Source organism: Streptomyces sp. NPDC050164, from assembly GCF_044459945.1.
Lineage (GTDB): Bacteria > Actinomycetota > Actinomycetes > Streptomycetales > Streptomycetaceae > Streptomyces > Streptomyces coeruleorubidus_A.
The window spans coordinates 197,343-215,974 of the sequence record NZ_JBITJK010000003.1; the positions used below are offsets into that span (position 1 = coordinate 197,343).

15 protein-coding genes and 2 pseudogenes are annotated in these 18,632 nt (G+C 71.7%); 8 read left to right on the forward strand and 9 right to left on the reverse strand.

Going from position 1 to position 18,632, the window contains the following annotated elements:
• Positions 1 to 18: 18 nt before the first annotated feature.
• Positions 19 to 648: an MBL fold metallo-hydrolase gene (locus ACIBNA_RS06290; protein ID WP_399164096.1), complete on the reverse strand. Its 630-nt coding sequence runs from the start codon at positions 646 to 648 to the stop codon at positions 19 to 21.
• Positions 648 to 1,736 carry an S-(hydroxymethyl)mycothiol dehydrogenase gene (locus ACIBNA_RS06295; protein WP_399164097.1) on the reverse strand — a complete coding sequence of 363 codons (1,089 nt, stop codon included), beginning with the start codon at positions 1,734 to 1,736 and terminating at the stop codon, positions 648 to 650. Before ACIBNA_RS06295 ends, ACIBNA_RS06290 begins: the two co-directional genes overlap by 1 nt.
• A gap of 191 nt (positions 1,737 to 1,927) precedes the next feature.
• Here ACIBNA_RS06295 and ACIBNA_RS06300 point away from each other — a divergent pair, with 191 nt between their 5' ends.
• Positions 1,928 to 3,682, forward strand: coding sequence for an ABC transporter ATP-binding protein (locus ACIBNA_RS06300; protein WP_399164098.1), 1,755 nt, complete (start codon positions 1,928 to 1,930; stop codon positions 3,680 to 3,682).
• Here the strand turns inward: ACIBNA_RS06300 and ACIBNA_RS06305 are convergent.
• A pseudogene (locus ACIBNA_RS06305) lies at positions 3,678 to 3,884 on the reverse strand (hypothetical protein); the annotation flags it as partial. The gene ACIBNA_RS06300 and the pseudogene ACIBNA_RS06305 sit on opposite strands and share 5 nt — an antisense overlap.
• Before the next feature lie 174 nt (positions 3,885 to 4,058).
• Here ACIBNA_RS06305 and ACIBNA_RS06310 point away from each other — a divergent pair.
• Both ACIBNA_RS06310 and ACIBNA_RS06315 read left to right on the forward strand, forming a co-directional pair.
• The gene (locus tag ACIBNA_RS06310; protein ID WP_399164099.1) at positions 4,059 to 4,424 is read left to right on the forward strand and encodes a nuclear transport factor 2 family protein; all 366 of its coding nucleotides are present in this window, start codon (positions 4,059 to 4,061) and stop codon (positions 4,422 to 4,424) included.
• Between the two features lie 105 nt (positions 4,425 to 4,529).
• Positions 4,530 to 4,735 (forward strand): annotated as a pseudogene (locus tag ACIBNA_RS06315) (bifunctional 5,10-methylene-tetrahydrofolate dehydrogenase/5,10-methylene-tetrahydrofolate cyclohydrolase); the annotation flags it as partial.
• Between the two features lie 117 nt (positions 4,736 to 4,852).
• Here the strand turns inward: ACIBNA_RS06315 and ACIBNA_RS06320 are convergent.
• On the reverse strand, positions 4,853 to 5,740 hold the full coding sequence (locus tag ACIBNA_RS06320) for an NAD(P)-dependent oxidoreductase (RefSeq protein WP_399164100.1): 888 nt from the start codon (positions 5,738 to 5,740) through the stop codon (positions 4,853 to 4,855).
• Between the two features lie 129 nt (positions 5,741 to 5,869).
• Here ACIBNA_RS06320 and ACIBNA_RS06325 point away from each other — a divergent pair, with 129 nt between their 5' ends.
• Positions 5,870 to 6,892 carry a GlxA family transcriptional regulator gene (locus tag ACIBNA_RS06325; protein ID WP_399164101.1) on the forward strand — a complete coding sequence of 341 codons (1,023 nt, stop codon included), beginning with the start codon at positions 5,870 to 5,872 and terminating at the stop codon, positions 6,890 to 6,892.
• A 1-nt stretch (position 6,893) separates the two neighbouring features.
• Here ACIBNA_RS06325 and ACIBNA_RS06330 read toward each other — a convergent pair whose 3' ends face one another.
• Complete coding sequence (locus ACIBNA_RS06330) at positions 6,894 to 7,553, reverse strand: TetR/AcrR family transcriptional regulator (protein WP_399164338.1); 660 nt, start codon at positions 7,551 to 7,553, stop codon at positions 6,894 to 6,896.
• Between the two features lie 165 nt (positions 7,554 to 7,718).
• Between ACIBNA_RS06330 and ACIBNA_RS06335 the strand changes: the two genes are divergently transcribed.
• Positions 7,719 to 8,966, forward strand: a complete 1,248-nt coding sequence (locus ACIBNA_RS06335) for a YncE family protein (RefSeq protein WP_399164102.1) — start codon at positions 7,719 to 7,721, stop codon at positions 8,964 to 8,966.
• On the opposite strand, the gene ACIBNA_RS06340 is transcribed toward ACIBNA_RS06335, so the two are convergent.
• Positions 8,959 to 10,818 carry a cellulase family glycosylhydrolase gene (locus tag ACIBNA_RS06340; RefSeq protein ID WP_399164103.1) on the reverse strand — a complete coding sequence of 620 codons (1,860 nt, stop codon included), beginning with the start codon at positions 10,816 to 10,818 and terminating at the stop codon, positions 8,959 to 8,961. The two genes, ACIBNA_RS06335 and ACIBNA_RS06340, sit on opposite strands and share 8 nt — an antisense overlap.
• Positions 10,819 to 10,900: 82 nt before the next feature.
• Positions 10,901 to 12,874, reverse strand: a complete 1,974-nt coding sequence (locus ACIBNA_RS06345; RefSeq protein WP_399164104.1) for a GTP-binding protein — start codon at positions 12,872 to 12,874, stop codon at positions 10,901 to 10,903.
• Between the two features lie 187 nt (positions 12,875 to 13,061).
• Between ACIBNA_RS06345 and ACIBNA_RS06350 the strand changes: the two genes are divergently transcribed.
• Positions 13,062 to 14,168: an XdhC family protein gene (locus tag ACIBNA_RS06350; protein ID WP_399164105.1), complete on the forward strand. Its 1,107-nt coding sequence runs from the start codon at positions 13,062 to 13,064 to the stop codon at positions 14,166 to 14,168.
• Between the two features lies 1 nt (position 14,169).
• On the opposite strand, the gene ACIBNA_RS06355 is transcribed toward ACIBNA_RS06350, so the two are convergent.
• Entirely contained in the window at positions 14,170 to 14,970 is an 801-nt protein-coding gene (locus ACIBNA_RS06355; protein ID WP_399164106.1) for a methyltransferase domain-containing protein, read from the reverse strand.
• Positions 14,971 to 15,014: 44 nt separating this feature from the next.
• Entirely contained in the window at positions 15,015 to 15,524 is a 510-nt protein-coding gene (locus ACIBNA_RS06360) for a metallophosphoesterase family protein (protein ID WP_399164107.1), read from the reverse strand.
• Between the two features lie 210 nt (positions 15,525 to 15,734).
• On the opposite strand from ACIBNA_RS06360, the gene ACIBNA_RS06365 reads away from it, so the two are divergent.
• The gene (locus tag ACIBNA_RS06365; RefSeq protein ID WP_399164108.1) at positions 15,735 to 17,675 is read left to right on the forward strand and encodes a glycosyltransferase family 2 protein; all 1,941 of its coding nucleotides are present in this window, start codon (positions 15,735 to 15,737) and stop codon (positions 17,673 to 17,675) included.
• Positions 17,676 to 17,679: 4 nt separating this feature from the next.
• Positions 17,680 to 18,288, forward strand: a complete 609-nt coding sequence (rfbC, locus tag ACIBNA_RS06370; protein ID WP_399164109.1) for a dTDP-4-dehydrorhamnose 3,5-epimerase — start codon at positions 17,680 to 17,682, stop codon at positions 18,286 to 18,288.
• Positions 18,289 to 18,632 lie beyond the last annotated feature (344 nt).

The window sequence follows — 18,632 nt, forward strand, 5'->3', positions numbered from 1 at the left end:
TTTCCTGACGACACGCCGTCAGTGGCCGCGGGCGATCCACTCCTGAAGGTGCGGGGCCTCCGCGCCGATGGTCGTGGAGTCTCCGTGGCCGGTGAGGACCTTCGTCTCGGGCGGCAGTGTGAGGAGGCGGTCGCGGATCGAGTCGATGATCGTCGGGAAGTGCGAGAAGGACCGGCCGGTGGCGCCGGGGCCGCCCTGGAAGAGGGTGTCCCCGGTGAAGACGGTGGCGAGCCCGGGGTCGTACAGGCACACCGCGCCGGGCGCGTGCCCCGGGGTGTGCAGGACCCGCAGGCCGGCGCCGCCGGCCTCGATCACCTGGCCGTCGACCAGCCAGGCGTCGGGCTCGCGGTCCGGGTGGGTCTGCTTCCACAGCGGCAGGTCGTCGTGGTGCAGCCAGATGGTGGCCCCGGTGCGCTCGGCGAGTGCGGGGGCGGCGTCGATGTGGTCGTTGTGGGCGTGGGTGCACACGATGGCCGTGAGCCGGCGGTCTCCGACGGCCTCGGCGATCGCGTCGGCGTCGTGGGCGGCGTCGATGACGATCGCCTCGTGGTCGTCGCCGACGATCCAGACGTTGTTGTCGACGTCCCAGGTGCCGCCGTCGAGGCTGAACTGCCCGGAGGTGACGAGGTGTTCGACACGCGGGGTCATCACAGCACCACCACCGAGCGCAGCACGTCGCCGTGGTGCATCCGCTCGAACGCCTTCTCCACCTCGTCGAGCTGGATGGTCTCGGTGACGAACGCCCCGAGGTCCAGGCGGCCTTGCAGGTGCAGGTCGATCAGCATGGGGAAGTCGCGGGAGGGCAGGCAGTCGCCGTACCACGACGACTTCAGCGCCCCGCCCCGCCCGAACACGTCCAGCAGCGGCAGTTCGAGTTTCATCTCGGGGGTGGGCACGCCGACCAGGACGACCGTACCGGCGAGGTCGCGGGCGTAGAAGGCCTGCTTGTACGTCTCCGGGCGGCCGACGGCCTCGATGACGACGTCGGCGCCGAAGCCGCCGGTGAGTTCGCGGATCGCCTCGACCGGGTCGGTCTCGCGCGAGTTGACGGTGTGGGTGGCGCCCATGCTCCGAGCGGTCTCCAGCTTGCGGTCGTCGATGTCGACGGCGATGATCTTCGCCGCTCCGGCGAGGTGCGAGCCGGCGACGGCCGCGTCGCCGACGCCACCGCAGCCGATGACGGCGACCGTGTCGCCCCGGCCGACGTTCCCGGTGTTGATCGCGGCGCCGATGCCGGCCATGACGCCGCAGCCGAGCAGCCCGGCCACCTGCGCGGCGACGGCCGGGTCGACCTTGGTGCACTGCCCGGCCGCGACCAGCGTCTTCTCGGCGAAGGCGCCGATACCGAGGGCCGGGGAGAGCTCCTGGCCGGTCGAGGCGAGGGTCATCTTCTGCTCGGCGTTGTGCGTGTCGAAGCAGTACCAGGGCCGCCCGCGCAGACAGGCCCGGCACTTCCCGCACACCGCACGCCAGTTGAGGATCACGAAGTCACCGGGCTCCACGTCGGTGACGCCGTCGCCGACCGCCTCGACCACGCCCGCGGCCTCGTGGCCGAGCAGGAAGGGGAAGTCGTCGCTGATGCCGCCCTGCTTGTAGTGCAGATCGGTGTGGCACACCCCGCAGGCCTGGACGCGCACGACCGCCTCCCCCGGGCCGGGATCGGGCACGACGATGGTCTCGATCCGTACCGGCTCGTCCTTGCCCGGTGCGATCACACCGCGTACTTCCTGCGTCATGCTGACTCCTTCGTCGGCTTCGTCGGCCGGGATGCCTTCCTTCCCGACCCTACGCGCGACTGATCGGCAAGGGATGCGGATCGGCCACCCGCGGCGCTGTATCACCAGCTCACACACTGTTCGAAAACGCCGGGCACCGCACCCCGCGGCCCCCGTAATCTGAACGCTCCGCCCGACGCCGAAGGAGTGATGTGAGCATCGCGGAGACCGATACCGGTACGCCCGCCTGGCGGCTGCTGCTCGGATACGTACGGCCGCACCGCCGGTCCCTGTTCGCCGGTGCGGTGCTCTCGCTGGTCACCGGGGCGACCGGGCTGATGCTGCCGCTGGTGGCGCAGGACCTGATCGACGATCTGGCGCACGACCGGGCCATCACCGGGGCGCTGCTGGTGATGTCGGCCCTGATCGTGGCCAACGCGGCGGTCGGCGCGCTGGGTTCGTACGTGTTGCAGCGCACCGCCGAGTCGGTGGTGCTCGGCGCGCGGCGCGCCCTGTCGTCGTATCTGCTGCGGCTGCGCATCCCGGCCGTGGACCGCAGCGAACCCGGGGACCTGATGGCCCGCATCACCTCGGACACCACCCTGCTGCGCGCGGTCACCACCGACTCGCTGGTCGGCCTGGGCACGGGCGGCCTCACGCTCGTCGCGACGGTGGTGATGATGGGCCTGGTGGACGCCGTGCTGCTGGGCGTCACCCTGGCCGTGATCCTGGGCGCGGGCGTGATCCTCGGCGTGATCGTGCCGCGTATCAACAAGGCGAGCCGGCAGGCGCAGGACGCGGTGGGTGTCATGGGTGCCTCGCTGGAGCGGATCCTCGGCGCCCTGCGCACCGTGAAGGCGTCCGGTGCCGAGCACCGGGAGGAACGCACGCTGCACGAGGCGGCGCAGGAGTCGTGGCGCCAGAGTGTGCGGGCCGCCAAGTGGTCGGCGGCCGCGGGCAACACGGCGGGGCTCGCCATGCAGATCGCCTTCATCACGGTGCTCGCGGTGGGTGGCGCGCGCGTGGCGACCGGCGCGATCGACGTGGGCACGCTGGTCGCGTTCCTGCTGTTCGTCTTCTATCTGATGTCCCCGATACAGCAGGTCGTCGGCGCCGTCACGCAGTACCAGACGGGCGCCGCGGCCCTCACCCGCATCCAGGAGGCGCTGCGTCTGCCCGCCGAGCCGGCGGCCGCGGCCGCCCCGCTCCCCTCCCCCTGCGCGCAGCCCGCCACCCTGGCCTTCCACGACGTCCGCTTCCGCTACGCCGACGACCTGCCGTACGTCCACCACGGGGTGACGTTCGCCGTTCCCGCGCAGGGCATGACGGCGTTCGTGGGCCCGTCCGGCGCCGGCAAGACCACCGTCTTCTCGCTGATCGAGCGGTTCTACGAGCCGGACTCCGGGGCGATCACGTTCGACGGGCGCGACCTCGCCGACTGGGAGCTGACGCAACTGCGCGCCGCCATCGGCTACGTGGAGCAGGACGCGCCGGTCCTGTCGGGCTCCCTGCGGGACAACCTGCTGCTGGGCAATCCGGAGGCGGACGACGACGCCCTCGCGCGGGTACTGAAGACGACCCGTCTCGACGGTCTGGTCGCCCGGCTGCCCGGCGGTCTCGACACGCTCGTCGGGCATCGTGGCACCAAGCTGTCGGGCGGTGAACGGCAGCGGGTCGCCATCGCCCGGGCTCTGCTGCGCCGCCCCCGGCTGCTGCTGCTCGACGAGGCGACCTCGCAGCTGGACGCGGTCAACGAGGCGGCGCTGCGCGACACCGTCGCGGACGTGGCCCGTACGACGACGGTCCTCGTGGTGGCGCACCGGCTGTCCACGGTGACGATGGCCGACCGGATCGTGGTGATGGACGCGGGTCGTGTCCGGGCGGTCGGCACTCATCGCGAGCTGGTGACCGCCGACCCGCTCTACGCGGAGCTGGCGGCGACCCAGTTCCTGGCCGCGGCGGACTGAGCCCGGCCGGCTGGGAGGAGGGCCGTGGGATCTCGTCCTCGTGCTCGGCGGGGATGTCACTCACGGTCAGCGAGTCGAGCGTGGCGACCGGGCTGAGCGGGCTCCGGGACTCCGCGTCGGCCGCGTTCGCCATCGGCGCGGCGAGGCCGGTGACACCCGCGGCGAGACCAACGGCGGCGACGATACGTCGTGTTGAGAGCATGCGTATCGCAGCGCGAGCGGGTCCCCGGCGGATACGGGCGGGCGGTGGCGCTCGCCCGTCAGGCCCAGTGGTCCGGCTGCGTTTGCCGAGCTCGCCGGACGGGAGGAGGCTCGACAGGAGAGGCCCCTCGCGGCCCGGTCCCGACCGGGTCGCGGCCCTTCGAAGGAGGTCATCATGGGAACCGCGGCAGACCCCGCCTTCGACCGAGAGACGCTGCGCCGGGCCGTGGAAGGACAGAGCCCGGACATCTTCCTCTCGCTCTACGCCGACGACGCGGAGTTCCGCATCGTCGACCGCACGACCCAGCCCAGCCACCCCAAGGTCCTGCACGGCCGGGACGAGATCAGCCGGATGCTGGAGGACGTCTACAGCCGCGACATGACGCACAAGCTGGAGCGGTGCGTCATCCAGGGCGACGAGGCCGCCTACAGCGAGAGCTGCGAGTACTCGGACGGGGTGCGTGTCCTGTCCGAGTCCATGCTCTCGCTGCGGGACGGCAAGATCGCCGAGCAGACTCTGGTCCAGGCCTGGGACGAGTAGGAGGAACGACGCCGACGAGCCCCGCAGCGTGGACACCCCGCAGGCCCTCAAGGCACTGGTGGGGAGGACGAACGCTGCTGCTCGCCCGGGACGCGACGCTCACCCGCGGTGGGACGGCCCCGGCTGATCCGCGGCCGGGACGGCAAGCCCGGCGCCGTCGTGATCGACGCCGGGTACAACCCCGGCAACGTCGGCGACGTCGACTTCGGCTACGCCGTGGAGCGGGCCTCGCTGATACCGTGCCGGGCGGCGTCGGCCCGACGACCATCGCCACGCCGCTGGAGCAGACCGTGGACGCCGCCGCCCGGCGGGCCGAGTACGAGGCGGTGTACCGCGGGCTCCGCGCACGGCTGCTGGCCGGTCTGCTGCCGGGATGCGCGCTGCTGGTGGCGGCGAATCTCGTGGTGCTGGTGTCGGTCTAGCCGATGTCAGGCCTCGCTGTCGGCGGGGTTCCTCAGGACCTCGATGAGGCTCGCGTAACTGTCCTGTCCGTGGCCGGCGGCGGCGGCCTTCTCCATGGCGGCCTTCAGGAGCTCGGGCAGGGCGTTGTCGATGCCGCGGGCCGCCGCCGCGTGGATGAGGTGGTCGATGGTCGCGATCTGCACGTCGACGGTGGCGTCGTCGCCCGGGTAGCGGCCGGCGTCCACCTGGGGCGCGTACGTGGTGAGGAAGCCCGCCACCGCGCTCAGCCAGCGGATCGCGACCGGGGTGAAGTCGGTGGCCGATGTCCGCTCGGCGCCGACCAGCGCGGTGCCGTGCAGCCAGCCGGTCATGGTGGACCACATCAGGCCGAGCAGGGCGGCGTCGTAGAGGGAGGCGAGGCCGGGGTCGGTGCCCAGGTGGAGGGGGTCGCCGAGGGTCGCCAGGGTGGGGCGGTGGGCGTCGAAGACCTCCCGGGAGCCGCTGTAGAGGAACATCATGGCGGGGTCGCCGACGCCGGGCGGGGTGGTCATGATGGCGCCGTCGAGGTAGTCGGCCCCGTGGGAATGGGCCCACTTGACGGCCTCCTGGGCCTGCTCGGGAGAGCCGGAGGAGAGGTTGACCAGGGTTCTGCCCGCCAGTTCGCCGGTGGCCGGGTCGAGGACGGTGTACATCGCCTCGTAGTCCAGCACACAGGCGATGGTCAGCGGGGAGGCGGCGATCGCCTCCTGGGGTGTGGCGGCCAGACGGGCACCCCGGTCGGCCAAGGGGCGGGCCTTGTCCGGGGAACGGTTCCAGACGGTGGTCGGGTGGCCCCGCTCCAGCAGCGTGGCGGCCAGTGCCGAGCCCATCGAGCCCAGTCCGACGACGGTGACCGGCCGGTGTCGTGCGTTCATGCCCAACTCCTCGTGCTCCATTGGAAAGTGACGTGTGATCACGTACGGCCAACGTTCGCAGGGCACGGAGATCGGGAAAAGTGACAGCAGTGACGGCCTCCACCAAATTCCTGCCATAGGCTGCGGAGCATGAGTGCCGGTTCTGTCGCCGTGGTCGTGACCGAGGAGATCGGGGTCCCCTCGTGGGATCTGTACGAACTGAGCATCCCGTGCACCGTGTTCGGCAAGCCGCAGCCCGATCTGGCCGATCCCTGGTACGACCTGCGGCTGTGCGGGACCGGGGCCGGGCCTGAGGGGGACGGTGCGGCGGACGGTCACGGCCTGAGCCTGCGCACCCGGTACGGGCTGGACGACCTGGTCGGTGCCGACACGGTCATCGTGCCCTCGGTGCCCGACCCGTGCGTCGAGGAGGGCAGGCCGCTGCCGCGGGAGCTGATCGCGGCCCTGCGCCGTGCTCATGACGCGGGCGCCCGCATGGTCTCCCTGTGCACCGGCGCCTTCGCGCTCGCCGAGGCGGGGCTGCTCGACGGACGGCGCGCCACCGCCCACTGGATGCACACCGCCCAGCTGGCCGAGCGCTACCCGAAGGTGCACGTCGACGCGTCGGTGCTGTACGTGGACGACGGCGACGTGCTCACCAGCGCGGGACTGACCGCCGGACTCGACCTGTGTCTGCACCTGGTGCGGCGCGATCTCGGCGCGCACGTCGCGAACCAGCTGGCGCGCCGCATGGTCGTGCCCGCCCACCGGCCGGGCGGGCAGGCGCAGTTCATCGAGCTGTCGGTGCCGGCCGGCGACGACCAGGGGCTGGCGCCCGTCCTCGAGTGGGCGCGGGCCAACCTGGACCGGCCGCTGACCGTGGCCGACCTGGCGAGGCGGGCCGCGATGAGCCCACGTACGTTCTACCGGCGGCTGCAGGCCGCCACCGGGACGACGCCTCTGCAGTGGCTTCTCGACCAGCGGCTCGGACGCGCCCGGTCACTGCTGGAGTCGACGGACCTGCCGATCGAGAAGGTCGGGGAGCTGAGCGGCCTCGGCACGGCCAACAATCTCCGCCACCACTTCCTCAGGCACCTCGGGGTGTCGCCCGGCGACTACCGGCGCGCCTTTCCCGGAGCCCGGGCGACCGGACGTGACCGTACGCGGGTCTGAGTCAGCCCCGCGGGCTCCACCCCGGCGGCCGCAGGATCCCCAGCAGCTGCCGGACCAGTTCGTCGACGACCTCGTCCAGCGTCGCGTCGACCCAGCCGGCGCTCCAGTCGTGCAGCAGGCCGTTGACGCTGCCGATGAAACCCGTCGCCGCGAGGCGGTAGTCGCGGGGTGCCGCCTCCCCGCGCGCGGCGGCCGCCCGGGCCTCGGCGCAGATGAGGTCGATCCAGCCGGCCCGGCGGGCGAGCCGCTGCTCCTCCAGGCGCGGGCTGACGCCGATGATCTCGACGAAGGTGATGCGGATCCGGCGCGGATCGGCGGCGACGTTCCCGGCGTAGGCGCGGAAGATCGCGGTCGCGCGTTCGACGAGCGGCAGGTCCGCCGCTCCGGCCGCCGCCTCCAGCACCGCCGCCTCGGCCCAGTCGTTGACCTGGAGGTGCAGCGCCGCGAGCACGTCCTCCAGGGTGCGGAACTCCTCGTAGAACTGACGGGTGGACAGCCCGGCCGCCTCGCTGAGCGCCGCGACGGTGGTGGCGCGGAAGCCGGGGTTGTCACCGAACAGCTGGAGCGCGGCGTCCAGGAACCGCCGGCGCCGCTCGGCCTGCCGCTCCTCGGCGGTCTTGCCGCCGTAGCGGCCGGTCGGCGCTCTGAGTCTGCCCGGCACCGGCTCTCCCTTCATCCGCTCGGACACCCATCTTCCCTCGAACGCGATTTTGTCGTGGACGCGGTCTTGTGAAGTAGGCCGCCCTTTCCTTACTTTGCAGTAAGTTGACTCTGAAAGTATGTGTGTTCAGATTCCTCACCCCCACCCGCAGAGGAGGGATCAGCCATGCCCGTCTTCCGACGACGGCACCTGTGCTCCCTGACCGCCGCCCTCGCCCTGACCGCCACCCTTCCCGCGACCGCCGCCCACGCGGACGCCCCTGACGCGCTGCGCCAGGTGCTGTTCGTGGGCAACAACTGGGAGGGCACCGCCGATGTCATCAAGTCCACCGGCGACTTGGCGAAGATCGGCCGGATCAACGTCATCCCCGACAAGGACGAGCGGATGGCGGAGATCAACGCCGATCCGATCAGATGGATCGCCTTCATGACGATCCGCAACAGCGTCGGCGAGGGACACGACCAGTTCGTCGACGACATGTACTCCACGCCGGACGGGAAGTCGGTGGTCGTCTCCCGGCCCAGCTTCGCCGACGTCGTCTCCATCGACCTCGCCTCCGGGCGGATCAACTGGCGCTTCCCGGTGTCCGGTTTCCGCTCCGACCACATGGCCGTCTCCCCCGACGGCAAACGGGTCGCCGTGTCGGCGTCCACCGGCAACACCGTGCACGTCCTGGACATCGAGACCGGCAAGCAGCTCGGCAAGGCCGCAACCGGCGACAAGCCGCACGAGAACATCTTCACCAAGGACGGCAAGTACATCTACAACATGTCGATCGGCGAGGTGAACACGCAGACCGACGCGTCCTGGCTGGACTGGACGAAGGGCGACCGCCGCATCACCGTCATCGACGCGACCACGTACCAGCAGGTCAAGGTCATCGACATGCGTCCGCGCCTGGACGCGATCGGCCTGAAGGACTTCTCCGACGCGGTCCGGCCGGCGGTGTTCTCGCCGGACGAGTCGAAGCTGTACTTCCAGGTGTCGTTCTTCAACGGCTTCTTCGAGTACGACCTGGCCACCGACAAGATCACCCGCACGAAGACCCTGCCGAAGAACCCGGCGACCAGTGACGACCGCACCACCTTCGTCAACGACTCACGCCACCACGGCCTCTCGATGAGCCCGGACGGCAAGAAGCTGTGCGTCGCGGGGACCATGGACGACTACGCGACGGTCGTCGACCGCGGCACCCTCCAGGAGGGCCCGCTCGTCACCGCCGCCAAGCCCTACTGGGCCACGGTCAGCGGTGACGGCAGGAGTTGTGTCGTCTCCGAGAGCGGCTCCGACCAGGTCACGGCCATCGACTTCGCCACCGGGAAGAAGGTCGCGTCCGTGCCGGTCGGAGACCACCCGCAGCGCGTCCGGCTCGGTCATGTCGAGGCCGGCTGGACGAGCCCGTCCGCTAGTTGACCTCCTTCGCCGCCCACGCCGCCAGCTCGGAGCGGGCCGCGTTCAGCAGATCCGCCGAGGGAGCCGTCGCCCCGTTGGTCACCAGCGCGTAGTGCAGGACGCCCGAGTCCGGCGCGGTGAGCAGCAGGCGGCGGCTTCCCGTGCCGCCGGGCTCCTGGGCCACGCCGATCGGGGTCGTCGAGGTGTACGCGGGCGGGGCGTGGGCCGTGCCCAGGTCGGAGACGACCGTGGTGGACGCGGTCGGGAAGCTCGCCGGCAGGTGCAGTTCGGTGGGCGCCCGGCCGCCGTCCGAGCGCCACAGCAGCAGCCCGTACTGTCCGGAGCCCACCAACTGCCGCACCTTCGGCAAGGAGTTGGGCACCGGGTTCCAGGTCAGGGTCGTCGAGCCGTCCCGGGAGCGGTCCTCGTAGGTGAAGCCGACGGTCGTACCGGCCGTGGCGCTCGGGTAGAGGCGGTCCAGGAGCCGGGCGTCCTGGCGCAGCACCGGCTTGCCCGAGTCGTCGAGGCGTACGGCGGACAGGTCCTCGTCGTTCCAGGCGTCACCGGCGGTGAGCACCTTGTCGGGGTTGCCGTTCATCAGCTCGCGGTGGCGGCCGTTGTAGATGTCCCACTGCCATTGCGAGCCGGAGAGCACCGGTCCCGAGGCCGCCGGGTCGGACCACCAGTCGGCGCCCTTCAGGCGGGAGTCGAGGGCCTGGTACATCGCCTTGAGGACGGTCGGCGCCTTGTCGGAGACGTTGCCCGCCAGGGGATGCCCGAACTCGCTGACCACGGCGGCGGTCTGCGCGGCGGCCGCCCGGTCGCGGACCGTGCGGAAGTCCTTCGCGTACTGGCCGTCGGCCGCCTTGCCCCACATGAAGACGCCGGAGATGGCCTTCTGGTCGTAGAAGTGGGTGTTGAACACATAGCGCGGTCCGAGCTTTCCGGCATCCAGCAGGCCGCCCTCCTGCCTCTGGAAGTCGAGGCCCGCGTTCCAGAAGAGGTTCGGCTCCACGAAGGCGGGCTTGTCCCGCCAGCCGGCCGCGTCCATGCGGGCCCGGAACTTCTCGAAGAACGGCCACAGCACGTCCTTCTCCCAGGCGCGGCTGGTCTGCCCGGAGTCGTAGACGCCCGCGTGCGGCTCGTTGTAGGGGTCGAAGCCGGCGACGCCCTCGAACTGGTCGGCGCTCAAGTGCTGTTGGACGTACGCCATGGTCTTCTCGGCGGTGGCGAGGAAGGCGTCCTGCACGCCGTGCGCGTTGTGCCAGAAGTCGTACGACGCCCGCTTCACGGCCTCGTTCTGGGTGATGTTCTGCCCCCAGAACAGGCAGATCCCACAGGACTCGTCCGGGTAGTTCCCGGCGTCCACCGCCCACTTGGGCGCGCCGTCGCCCGTGTACCAGCTGTCGGCGTCGAAGAGGTGCCGGGAGTAGAGGTCCTGGTGGAAGTCGGGGTAGACGCGGATGCCGGCGTCGAGGAAGGCCTTCATCTGGTCGGTGGCGGCGGCCAGGTAGGCGGTGTCCACTTTGCCGCGCTCGGGCTCGGCGTACGCCCAGGAGAGCAGGAAGCGGACGGTGTTGCCGCCGCCGAGGGCGCGCAGGGCGGTCGCCGACTTGCGGGCGTCGGCGACGGAGGCGAAGGGCAGGCCCTTGTTCTCCGCGAGCTTGGTCTCACCGGAGACGTTGTAGCCGCGCAGTACGACCTCGCGGCCGGAGGCGTCGGTGAAGCGGCCGTTGTTCACGGTGACGGCCGGGTCGTCGAACCAGAGGGAGCCGGAAGGGGGCGCGGCGGTGGCGGGCGGGACGCCCGCCACCGACAGGGAGCCGAAGAGGACAGCCAGGACAACCAGCAGACGTACTCGGATAGTCGGCATGTCCACTACAGTCCGGTGATATCAGGACACCGTCAACACCCCTGACTCTGGAGTAAGTTCCCTCTCGGACAGCTCCCACACCTCAACCACCCACCCTTCGTGTCACGTTCAACAAGTACTCCTTCCTGTTCAGCGGGTTGTGGTCGGTGCGCGGACGCTCGGGAATCGTGCCGTGCGTGACTGGCGCATAGTGGTCGAAGGCGCTCTCCAGTTCCCCCTCACCGCGGGTCAGCCCCGGCAGCAGTTGCCCGAGAGTGTGCACCCGGGCCGCCGGCACGGTGCCTTCGATGACGCAGAGGTCGCCCCGGTTCCGCGTCGCCTCCGGTACGGCCGCGAGCCCGGCGAGGACCGGCAGCAGGGCGCCGAGGGTGTCGGCCGGGGCCTCGATACGGAAGCGGTGCATCGGCTCGTGCACCCGTGTCCCGGCCCGCCGCAGCGCCTCGACGAGCACCAGCGGGGTGACGCCGCGGAAGTCGGCTCCGGTGCTCGACATGCTCTTGTCGAAGCCCTGGTGGGCGTGGCTCTGGCGGGGTGAGTAGCCGCTGCGGGTCATGGTGACCGTGCAGTCGGTGACCTGCCAGCCGTACAGCCCCTGATCGAGGGTCTCGCGCACGGTGTCCTCGACGGCCTTGAAGAAGGCGTACGGCATGGAGCCGAGCTCCACCTCCAGCCGGAAGGCGACGCCCGAGCCGACGGGTGCGGGATCGACCCGCAGGCCGACCGTCGCCAGGAACGGGTTCGAGTCCTTCTTGTTGAACTCCACGGCATGCCCGGTGCCGACGAGCCGTTCGACGCACAGCGGGGTGGTCTCGCGGAAGGTGACGTGGAGACCGTACTCGTCGGCGAGGGTGGCCTGGACGACCTCCTTCTGCACCTCGCCGTAGAGGGAGACGGAGGTCTCCTGCCGGCGTTCGTCGTGGCGCAGGCCGATCAGCGGGTCCTGTTCGGCGAGTTGGGTGAGCGCGAGGTGCAGTGCGCCTCGGTTCACACCGGGCCCCGGAACGACGACCGTCTCCAGGGTGGGCGGGGCGAAGAAGTGCTCGTACGCCTTGCGGGGTTCGCCGATCGCGTCGCCGATCCTGATGTCGGCAAGCCCCCACAGCCGGGCGATCTCCCCGGCGGCGACGGCGTCCGCACGGGTGTCCGTGCCGTGGCCGAAGACGCTGATTCCGGTGATCCTGCCTTCGGCGCAGTCCGCTCCGAAGGGGATCCGGTCGCGGGTGCGCAGGGTGCCGGAGAACATCCGGGCGTAGGCGACCTTCTCCCCCGCCGGGCCCCGCTCGACCTTGAACACGGTGCCGGAGACCGGCCCGTCCGCGTCCCCGTCGGCGGCCGGCAGCAATTCCTCGATGCCGGACAGGAGCGCGTCCACGCCCGCGCCTGTGGCGGCGGAGCCGAAGTAGACCGGGTGGACCAGGGCCTCCCGGGTCTGCGCGACGAGGGACCTGCGCAGGAGGGCGTCCGTGACGGTGTCCTCGACGTAGGCGGACAGCAGGGTGTCGTCGTGGTCGGCGAGGACGTCGAGGGCGGCGGCCGGACCGGGCCCCGGGACGAAACGGGCCGCGCGCGTGCCGAGGCCGGTGGCGGTTCCCATCGGCACGATCGCGGGTGTCAGGCGGGCCGAGACCGACCGCAGCACCTCCTCGTCCCGCGCCCCGCGCCGGTCGATCTTGTTGACGAAGAGCAGGGTCGGGATGCGCAGCCGCTGGAGCGTGCGCATCAGCACCCGCGTCTGCGCCTGCACCCCTTCGACGGCGGAGATCACGAGGACGGCGCCGTCCAGCACGCCGAGCACCCGCTCCACCTCGGCGATGAAATCCGGGTGACCGGGTGTGTCGATGAGGTTGACCGTCACACCGTCGAGCGGGAACGAGACGACGGCGGACTTGATGGTGATGCCACGCTGCCGCTCCAGCGCGAGGGTGTCGGTACGGGTGTTCCCGTCGTCGACGCGGCCGACCTCGTCGATCACCCCGGCCGAATGGAGCAGCCGCTCGGTCAGGCTGGTCTTACCTGCGTCGACATGGGCGAGAATTCCAAGGTTGAGCAACTGCACGAAGCGTCATGTCCTTCGGAGAGAGAGCCGTTCCTGTCTGGGGGGACATGGACGCAGTGCGCATCTGAGGCTCCTGAAGGACTCGGTGACGTCGTCGACCCGTGCAGTGCAGCAGACCGTCCCGGTGGGCCACAACGGAATTAATCGCCGGTTGGGTACCCGGTGGGCTGTGTGGAAGGAGCCGGTCGTGCGTGACATCCTCCCGGTGCTCGGCCGCTGGTACGCGGCCCGGATCCCGTTCGGCCTCGCGACGGTCGTCGAGGTCAGCCGCAGCGCGCCGCGCGACCCGGGCGCGGCGATGGCGGTGGGGCCGGACGAGGAGGTCGTGGGCAGTGTGTCCGGGGGCTGTGTCGAGGGTGCGGTGTTCGAGCTCGCGCAGGAGGTCGTGGCGAGCGGCGAGGCCCGGCTGGAGACCTTCGGCTACAGCGACGAGGACGCCTTCGCCGTCGGCCTGACCTGCGGCGGTGAGATCACGCTGCTCGTGCGTCCCGTCACGTCCGAGGTGGATCCGGCCTTCGGCGAGGTCGTGGAGTGCGTCGCGTCCGGAGAGCCGGTGACCGTGGCGACGGTGACCGGCGGCCCGGCGCCGCGCGGAGCGACGCTCGCCGTCCGGCCGGACCGGGTGTCGGGCACGCTGGGCGCGAGCGGCCTGGACGCGGCCGTCACCGCCGACGCGCGCGGCGAGCTCGCTCTCGGTGCCACCGGCCTGCGGCACTACGGGCCCGAGGGGCAGCGCCGCGAGGACTCCGTCAGCGTGTTCCTGCAGTCCTTCGCACCGCCGCCGCGGATGCTGGTCTTCGGCGCGATCGACTACGCGGCGGCCGTCGCCCGCATCGGGGACTTCCTCGGCTACCGGGTCACGGTCTGTGACGCCCGCCCCGTCTTCGCCACGCCCCGGCGCTTCCCCGAGGGCGTCGAGGTGGTCGCCGAGTGGCCGCACCGCTACCTGCGGGAGACGGACACCGACGAGCGCACGGTCGTCTGCGTCCTCACGCACGACCCCAAGTTCGACGTGCCTCTGCTCCAGGAGGCACTGCGCCGGCCCGCCGCCTACGTCGGGGCGATGGGCAGCCGCCGTACCCACGCCGACCGGGCGAAGCGGCTGGCCGAGGCCGGGCTCACCGAGCGGGAGCTGTCCCGGCTGCGCTCACCGGTCGGTCTCGACCTCGGGGCCCGTACGCCCGAGGAGGTGGCGGTGTCGGTCGCGGCCGAGATCGTGGCGCTGCGGTGGGGCGGTACCGGCGCCCCACTGACCCTGACCGAGGGAGCGGTGCATCCGCCCCGTCGACGGTGAGTCAGGCGCCGGGCCGACGGCCCCAGGCCGAGATCATCGGTGAGGTGGCGAGGTCCAGGCACCCCGCCTCCACGTTGGCGAGGTGCCGCTCGATCTCCTCGTCCGTGGTGAGGCCCTCGGCGACGAGGTGGTCCCGCACCTGCCGGACGGTGGCCGCCTCCAGGACGTCGCACGCGGGCGAGGTGACCGGGAAGTAGGCGTCGGCCTCGACGTCGGCGAGGCCGGCCTCGCGCAGCAGCCGCGGCAGCCTGCGTCCGTAGGCCAGGTCGGCACCCCGTTGCCGCAGCAGCCGGCGGAAGCCGGTGCGGAGCCGGTTGGCCAGCTCCTGCTCGGGGCCGTACTCGTCGGGGCAGATCAGCGGCTGGAGCGCGGGATCGGCGTCCTCGACGAGCAACCAGCCGCCGGGGCGCAACGCCTGGACCATGGTGCGCAGCGCGGCGTCGCGCTCGGCCACGTGGACCAGGACGAGGCGGGCGTGGACCAGGTCGAAGGGCCCGGCCGGGGGCTCGTCGCGGCCGACGTCGTGGCGGAGCACCTCGACTCCGTCGGTGGCGGCCGCCTCCGTCCAGGAGACGTCGATGTCGGTGGCGAGCACGCGCCCGCGCGGCCCGACGCGCTCGCGGAGCCACGCGGCGACGCTCGGCCCGCCGGCCCCGACCTCCCAGCACCGCCACGCCTCGGCGACACCGACCGTCTCGAAGTGCCGGAACGTCGAGGCGTCGAAGAGGGCGGCCAGCGCGTCGAAGCGCGTACCGGCCTCGGCCTGCCGGTTGTCCAGGAGGTATCCCTTGTCCCGCGCCATGCGCCGATCATGTCATGGCGGTTCCCGCAGCGGCCGGACAGGCCCTAGCTGGGTGTGCGGGGCGGCAGCCGGTGCAGTTCCACCTCGGTGAGGCGGCCGTCGGCGACGGTGGCGGTCATGTACGTGCAGTGGGGCTGGCGGCGGCGGTCCGTCGGGGAACCCGGGTTGAGCAGGCGCAGGCCGGTGGGGGCCGTGGTGTCCCAGGGGATGTGGCTGTGGCCGAAGACCAGCACGTCGAGGTCGGGGAAGCGGGCGGCGCAGCGCTTCTCGCGGCCCTGGGCGGGGCCCGTCTCGTGGATCACTCCGAAGCGCAGCCCGCCCAGTTCCACGGACGCCACCTCGGGCAGCCGGGCGCGCAGGTCCGGTCCGTCGTTGTTGCCGTACACGGCGACGAGCCTGCGGCAGCGGCCCTCCAGCAGGTCGAGGGTGGCCGTGTCGACCCAGTCCCCGGCGTGGAACACGACGTCGGCGTGCGGGAGTTCGGCGAGCAGGGGAGTCGGCAGGACCTTGGCCCGCTTGGGCAGGTGAGTATCGGACATGAAAAGCAGGCGCACATTCTCACCCTAGAGGCTTCCGGTCGCCCCGCCCGGGAACCCGATCGGTCTTCAAACAGACAGACCGCGCAGCTCAGTTGCCCCGTGGCCGAAGATGATCACGGCCCGGTCTCGAAAGGTGGGGCGACATCGCCGACCGGGTTAGCATCGGGCAACGCGCAGTACAACAGGACGTCTACGGCAAGCGACCCGAAGGGGCCCGGAAACCCGATGCCGGTCAAGGTCAGCGTCATCGTCCCCGTCTACAACCCGGGGATCTACATCGAGGACTGCATCGCCTCGCTCAAGAGGCAGTCGCTGCCTCCCGACGAGTACGAGGTGATCTTCGTCGACGACGGCTCGACCGACGAGACACCGGCCCGGCTCGACGCGCTCGCCGCCGAGGACCCCCGGATGAAGGTCATCCACCAGGAGAACTCCGGCTGGTCGGGCAAGCCCCGCAACGTCGGCATCGAGGCCTCCCGCGGCGAGTTCGTCATGTTCGTCGACAACGACGACTACCTGGGCGACGAGGCCCTGGAGCGGATGTACGACTACGGCGTGGCCAACGGCGCCGACGTCGTCGTGGGCAAGATGGCCGGCAAGGGCCGCGCGGTGCCGGTGGAGCTGTTCCGCCGCAACCATCCGCGCGCCACCGTCGACAACGCCCCGCTCATCGACAGCCTCACCCCGCACAAGATGTTCCGCCGCGCCTTCCTGGACCGCATCGGCCTGCGCTTCCCCGAGGGCAGACGGCGCCTGGAGGACCACGTCTTCATCGCCGAGGCGTATCTGCGCGCGGAGAACGTCTCCGTGATCAGCGACTACGTCTGCTACTACCACCTCCGGCGGGACGACGGCTCCAACGCCGGCTTCGAGCGCTTCGATCCGGTCGGCTACTTCAAGAACCTGCGTGAGGCCCTCGACGTCGTCGAGCGGTACACCGAGCCCGGACCGGTGCGCGACAAGCTCTTCCGGCGCTGGCTGCGCGTGGAGATGGTCGAGCGGCTGCGGGCCCGGCGCCTGCTGAAGCTGCCCGACGACTACCGCAGGGAGCTGTTCGCCGAGATCCACGAGGTCGTCGTCGAGCGGTTCGGTCCCGGCGTCGCGGCCGGGCTTCAGCCGACGCAACAGGTCGTCGCGGCGCTGACCGCGGCCGACCGGTACGACGACGTCGTGTCCTTCGCCCGCTGGGAGGCCGGTGTCGCACCCAAGGCGGCCCCCTCCCACGTGGAGTGGCGGGACGGCTGCCTCAGCGTCGGTTTCACGGCCGAGTACACGTCCGGCGGCGAGCCGATGACCTTCCCGGCCGACGCCGAGGCGACGCCGCTGAACGACGCGCCCAAGGACGTCGCGGAAGCGGTGGAGTGGGTGGCCTCGCAGACCGCCGCGCGCTTCGGCCAGGCCACCGCGGACCTGCTGCTGCGGGAGCGGTCCAGTGCCGCGCAGTACTTCCAGCCCGTGCGGTTCACCCGCGAGACGGTGCCGGTCGGGGACGACGGGGAGGTCCGGCTGGTGCTGCGGGCGACCGCCACCGTCGATCCGGCCGACCTGCCGAAGGACGGCGTCTGGGACGCGCTCGTCCGGGTCAAGCTGGGCGGCTGGACCAAGGAATGCCGGCTGGGCCCGGCCCCGCGGGCGAACCGGCCCACGCCGGGCGTGGGGATCGTCGGAGGCCGTCCGGCGCTGCCGTACTGGACGGAGCCGCACGGCAACCTCTCCCTGGAACTCGGCGTGCGGGGCAAGCGGCTCGGGCTGGGCCGCGTGCGGCAGTCCGACGTCACCGTCTCCGGCGACCGTGTCCGTGCGCTGCTTGCGCTGCACGTCCCCGGCGACACCGAGGTGCGGCTGCGGTTCATCTCCGCCCAGCAGATCTTCGAGGCGCCCGGCACGCTCTCCCCCGCCGCGGACGGGACGGGGGCGGTGCTGGCGGCGGCCCCGCCCGCGGAGAGCCTCTCGCGCGGCGTCTGGCGGGTGGCCCTGTGCCTGGCCCCGGACGCCGACCGGCCGCAGTACACCGGGCTGCCGTTCGCGCTGCGCGCGGCGGGCGGGCGTGTACAGGTGGCGCCGGTGCCGCAGCCCGGCGTGGCACTGCGGGTGGCGCGGCGTGCGCGACGCGTGCTCGCTGCCGTGCGTCGGAAGGTTTCCCGTATCAGGATCGGAGGGCAGTGACGGCATGCGACCACTGGGGATAGAGGGCGCCTGGGTTCTGGAGCCCAAGGTCTTCCCGGACGAACGGGGAAGCTTCCACGAGTGGTACCGGGGCGCGGAGTTCCGCGAGGCCACGGGCTACGACCTGTCGCTGGCCCAGGCCAACTGCTCGGTCTCCCGGCGGGGCGTGCTGCGGGGTGTGCACTTCGCGGATGTGCCGCCCAGCCAGGCCAAGTACGTCACGTGTGTGCGCGGTGCCGTCCTGGACGTGGTGATCGACATCCGCGTGGGCTCCCCCACCTACGGGCGGTGGGAGGCCGTACGGCTCGACGAGGACACCCGGCACGCGGTGTTCCTCGCGGAGGGGCTGGGCCACGCGTTCATGGCCCTGACCGACGACGCGACGGTGGTGTACCTGTGCTCCGCGGGCTACGCCCCGGAACGCGAACACGGCATCCACCCGCTCGACCCGGCCCTGGGCATCGAGTGGCCCGCCGGAATCGAGCCGCTCCTCTCCCCGAAGGACGACCAGGCCCCGACCCTGGCCGAGGCGGAACGCCAGGGCTTGCTGCCGTCGTACGAGGCCTGCCTGGCGTATTACGAGGAGCTGCGGGGTGGCCGGGAGGACGGCTGACGTCTTCTCCGGCATGCGGGGCGTGCCAGGCCGCGGGGAGATCGAGGTCGTGCGGTCGCAGCCCGGTGGGGCTGCGCCGCAGCATCCGTGCGAGCGCGAGGTTCCCGGCGTGGCGTGCGAGCGCCACGCGTCCCGGCCCTGCGGACGCCGTCGGCCGAGGACCAGGTCAGGCTCGCCGTCGGGCACCTCGCGCTGCGCGTAGTGCCCGAGGCTGACCCGACGGACCGTACGGGACGCGTGCGGGGTCGGGCGCGCAGTACTGGAGCCCCGACACCCGCCGCAGCCCGGAGAGGCTCACGCCCCCGACACGCCGTAGGGCCGGTCCGCGCGGCGTCCCGCCCCAC

Coding starts and splice junctions, on each gene's coding strand:
- ACIBNA_RS06295 (WP_399164097.1), bottom strand. CDS start 1,736: ATGACGCAGGAAGTACGCGGTGTGATCGCACCGGGCAAGGACGAGCCG.
- ACIBNA_RS06310 (WP_399164099.1), top strand. CDS start 4,059: ATGGGAACCGCGGCAGACCCCGCCTTCGACCGAGAGACGCTGCGCCGG.
- ACIBNA_RS06365 (WP_399164108.1), top strand. CDS start 15,735: ATGCCGGTCAAGGTCAGCGTCATCGTCCCCGTCTACAACCCGGGGATC.
- ACIBNA_RS06335 (WP_399164102.1), top strand. CDS start 7,719: ATGCCCGTCTTCCGACGACGGCACCTGTGCTCCCTGACCGCCGCCCTC.
- ACIBNA_RS06355 (WP_399164106.1), bottom strand. CDS start 14,970: ATGGCGCGGGACAAGGGATACCTCCTGGACAACCGGCAGGCCGAGGCC.
- ACIBNA_RS06290 (WP_399164096.1), bottom strand. CDS start 648: ATGACCCCGCGTGTCGAACACCTCGTCACCTCCGGGCAGTTCAGCCTC.
- ACIBNA_RS06340 (WP_399164103.1), bottom strand. CDS start 10,818: ATGCCGACTATCCGAGTACGTCTGCTGGTTGTCCTGGCTGTCCTCTTC.
- rfbC (WP_399164109.1), top strand. CDS start 17,680: ATGCGACCACTGGGGATAGAGGGCGCCTGGGTTCTGGAGCCCAAGGTC.
- ACIBNA_RS06325 (WP_399164101.1), top strand. CDS start 5,870: ATGAGTGCCGGTTCTGTCGCCGTGGTCGTGACCGAGGAGATCGGGGTC.
- ACIBNA_RS06320 (WP_399164100.1), bottom strand. CDS start 5,740: ATGAACGCACGACACCGGCCGGTCACCGTCGTCGGACTGGGCTCGATG.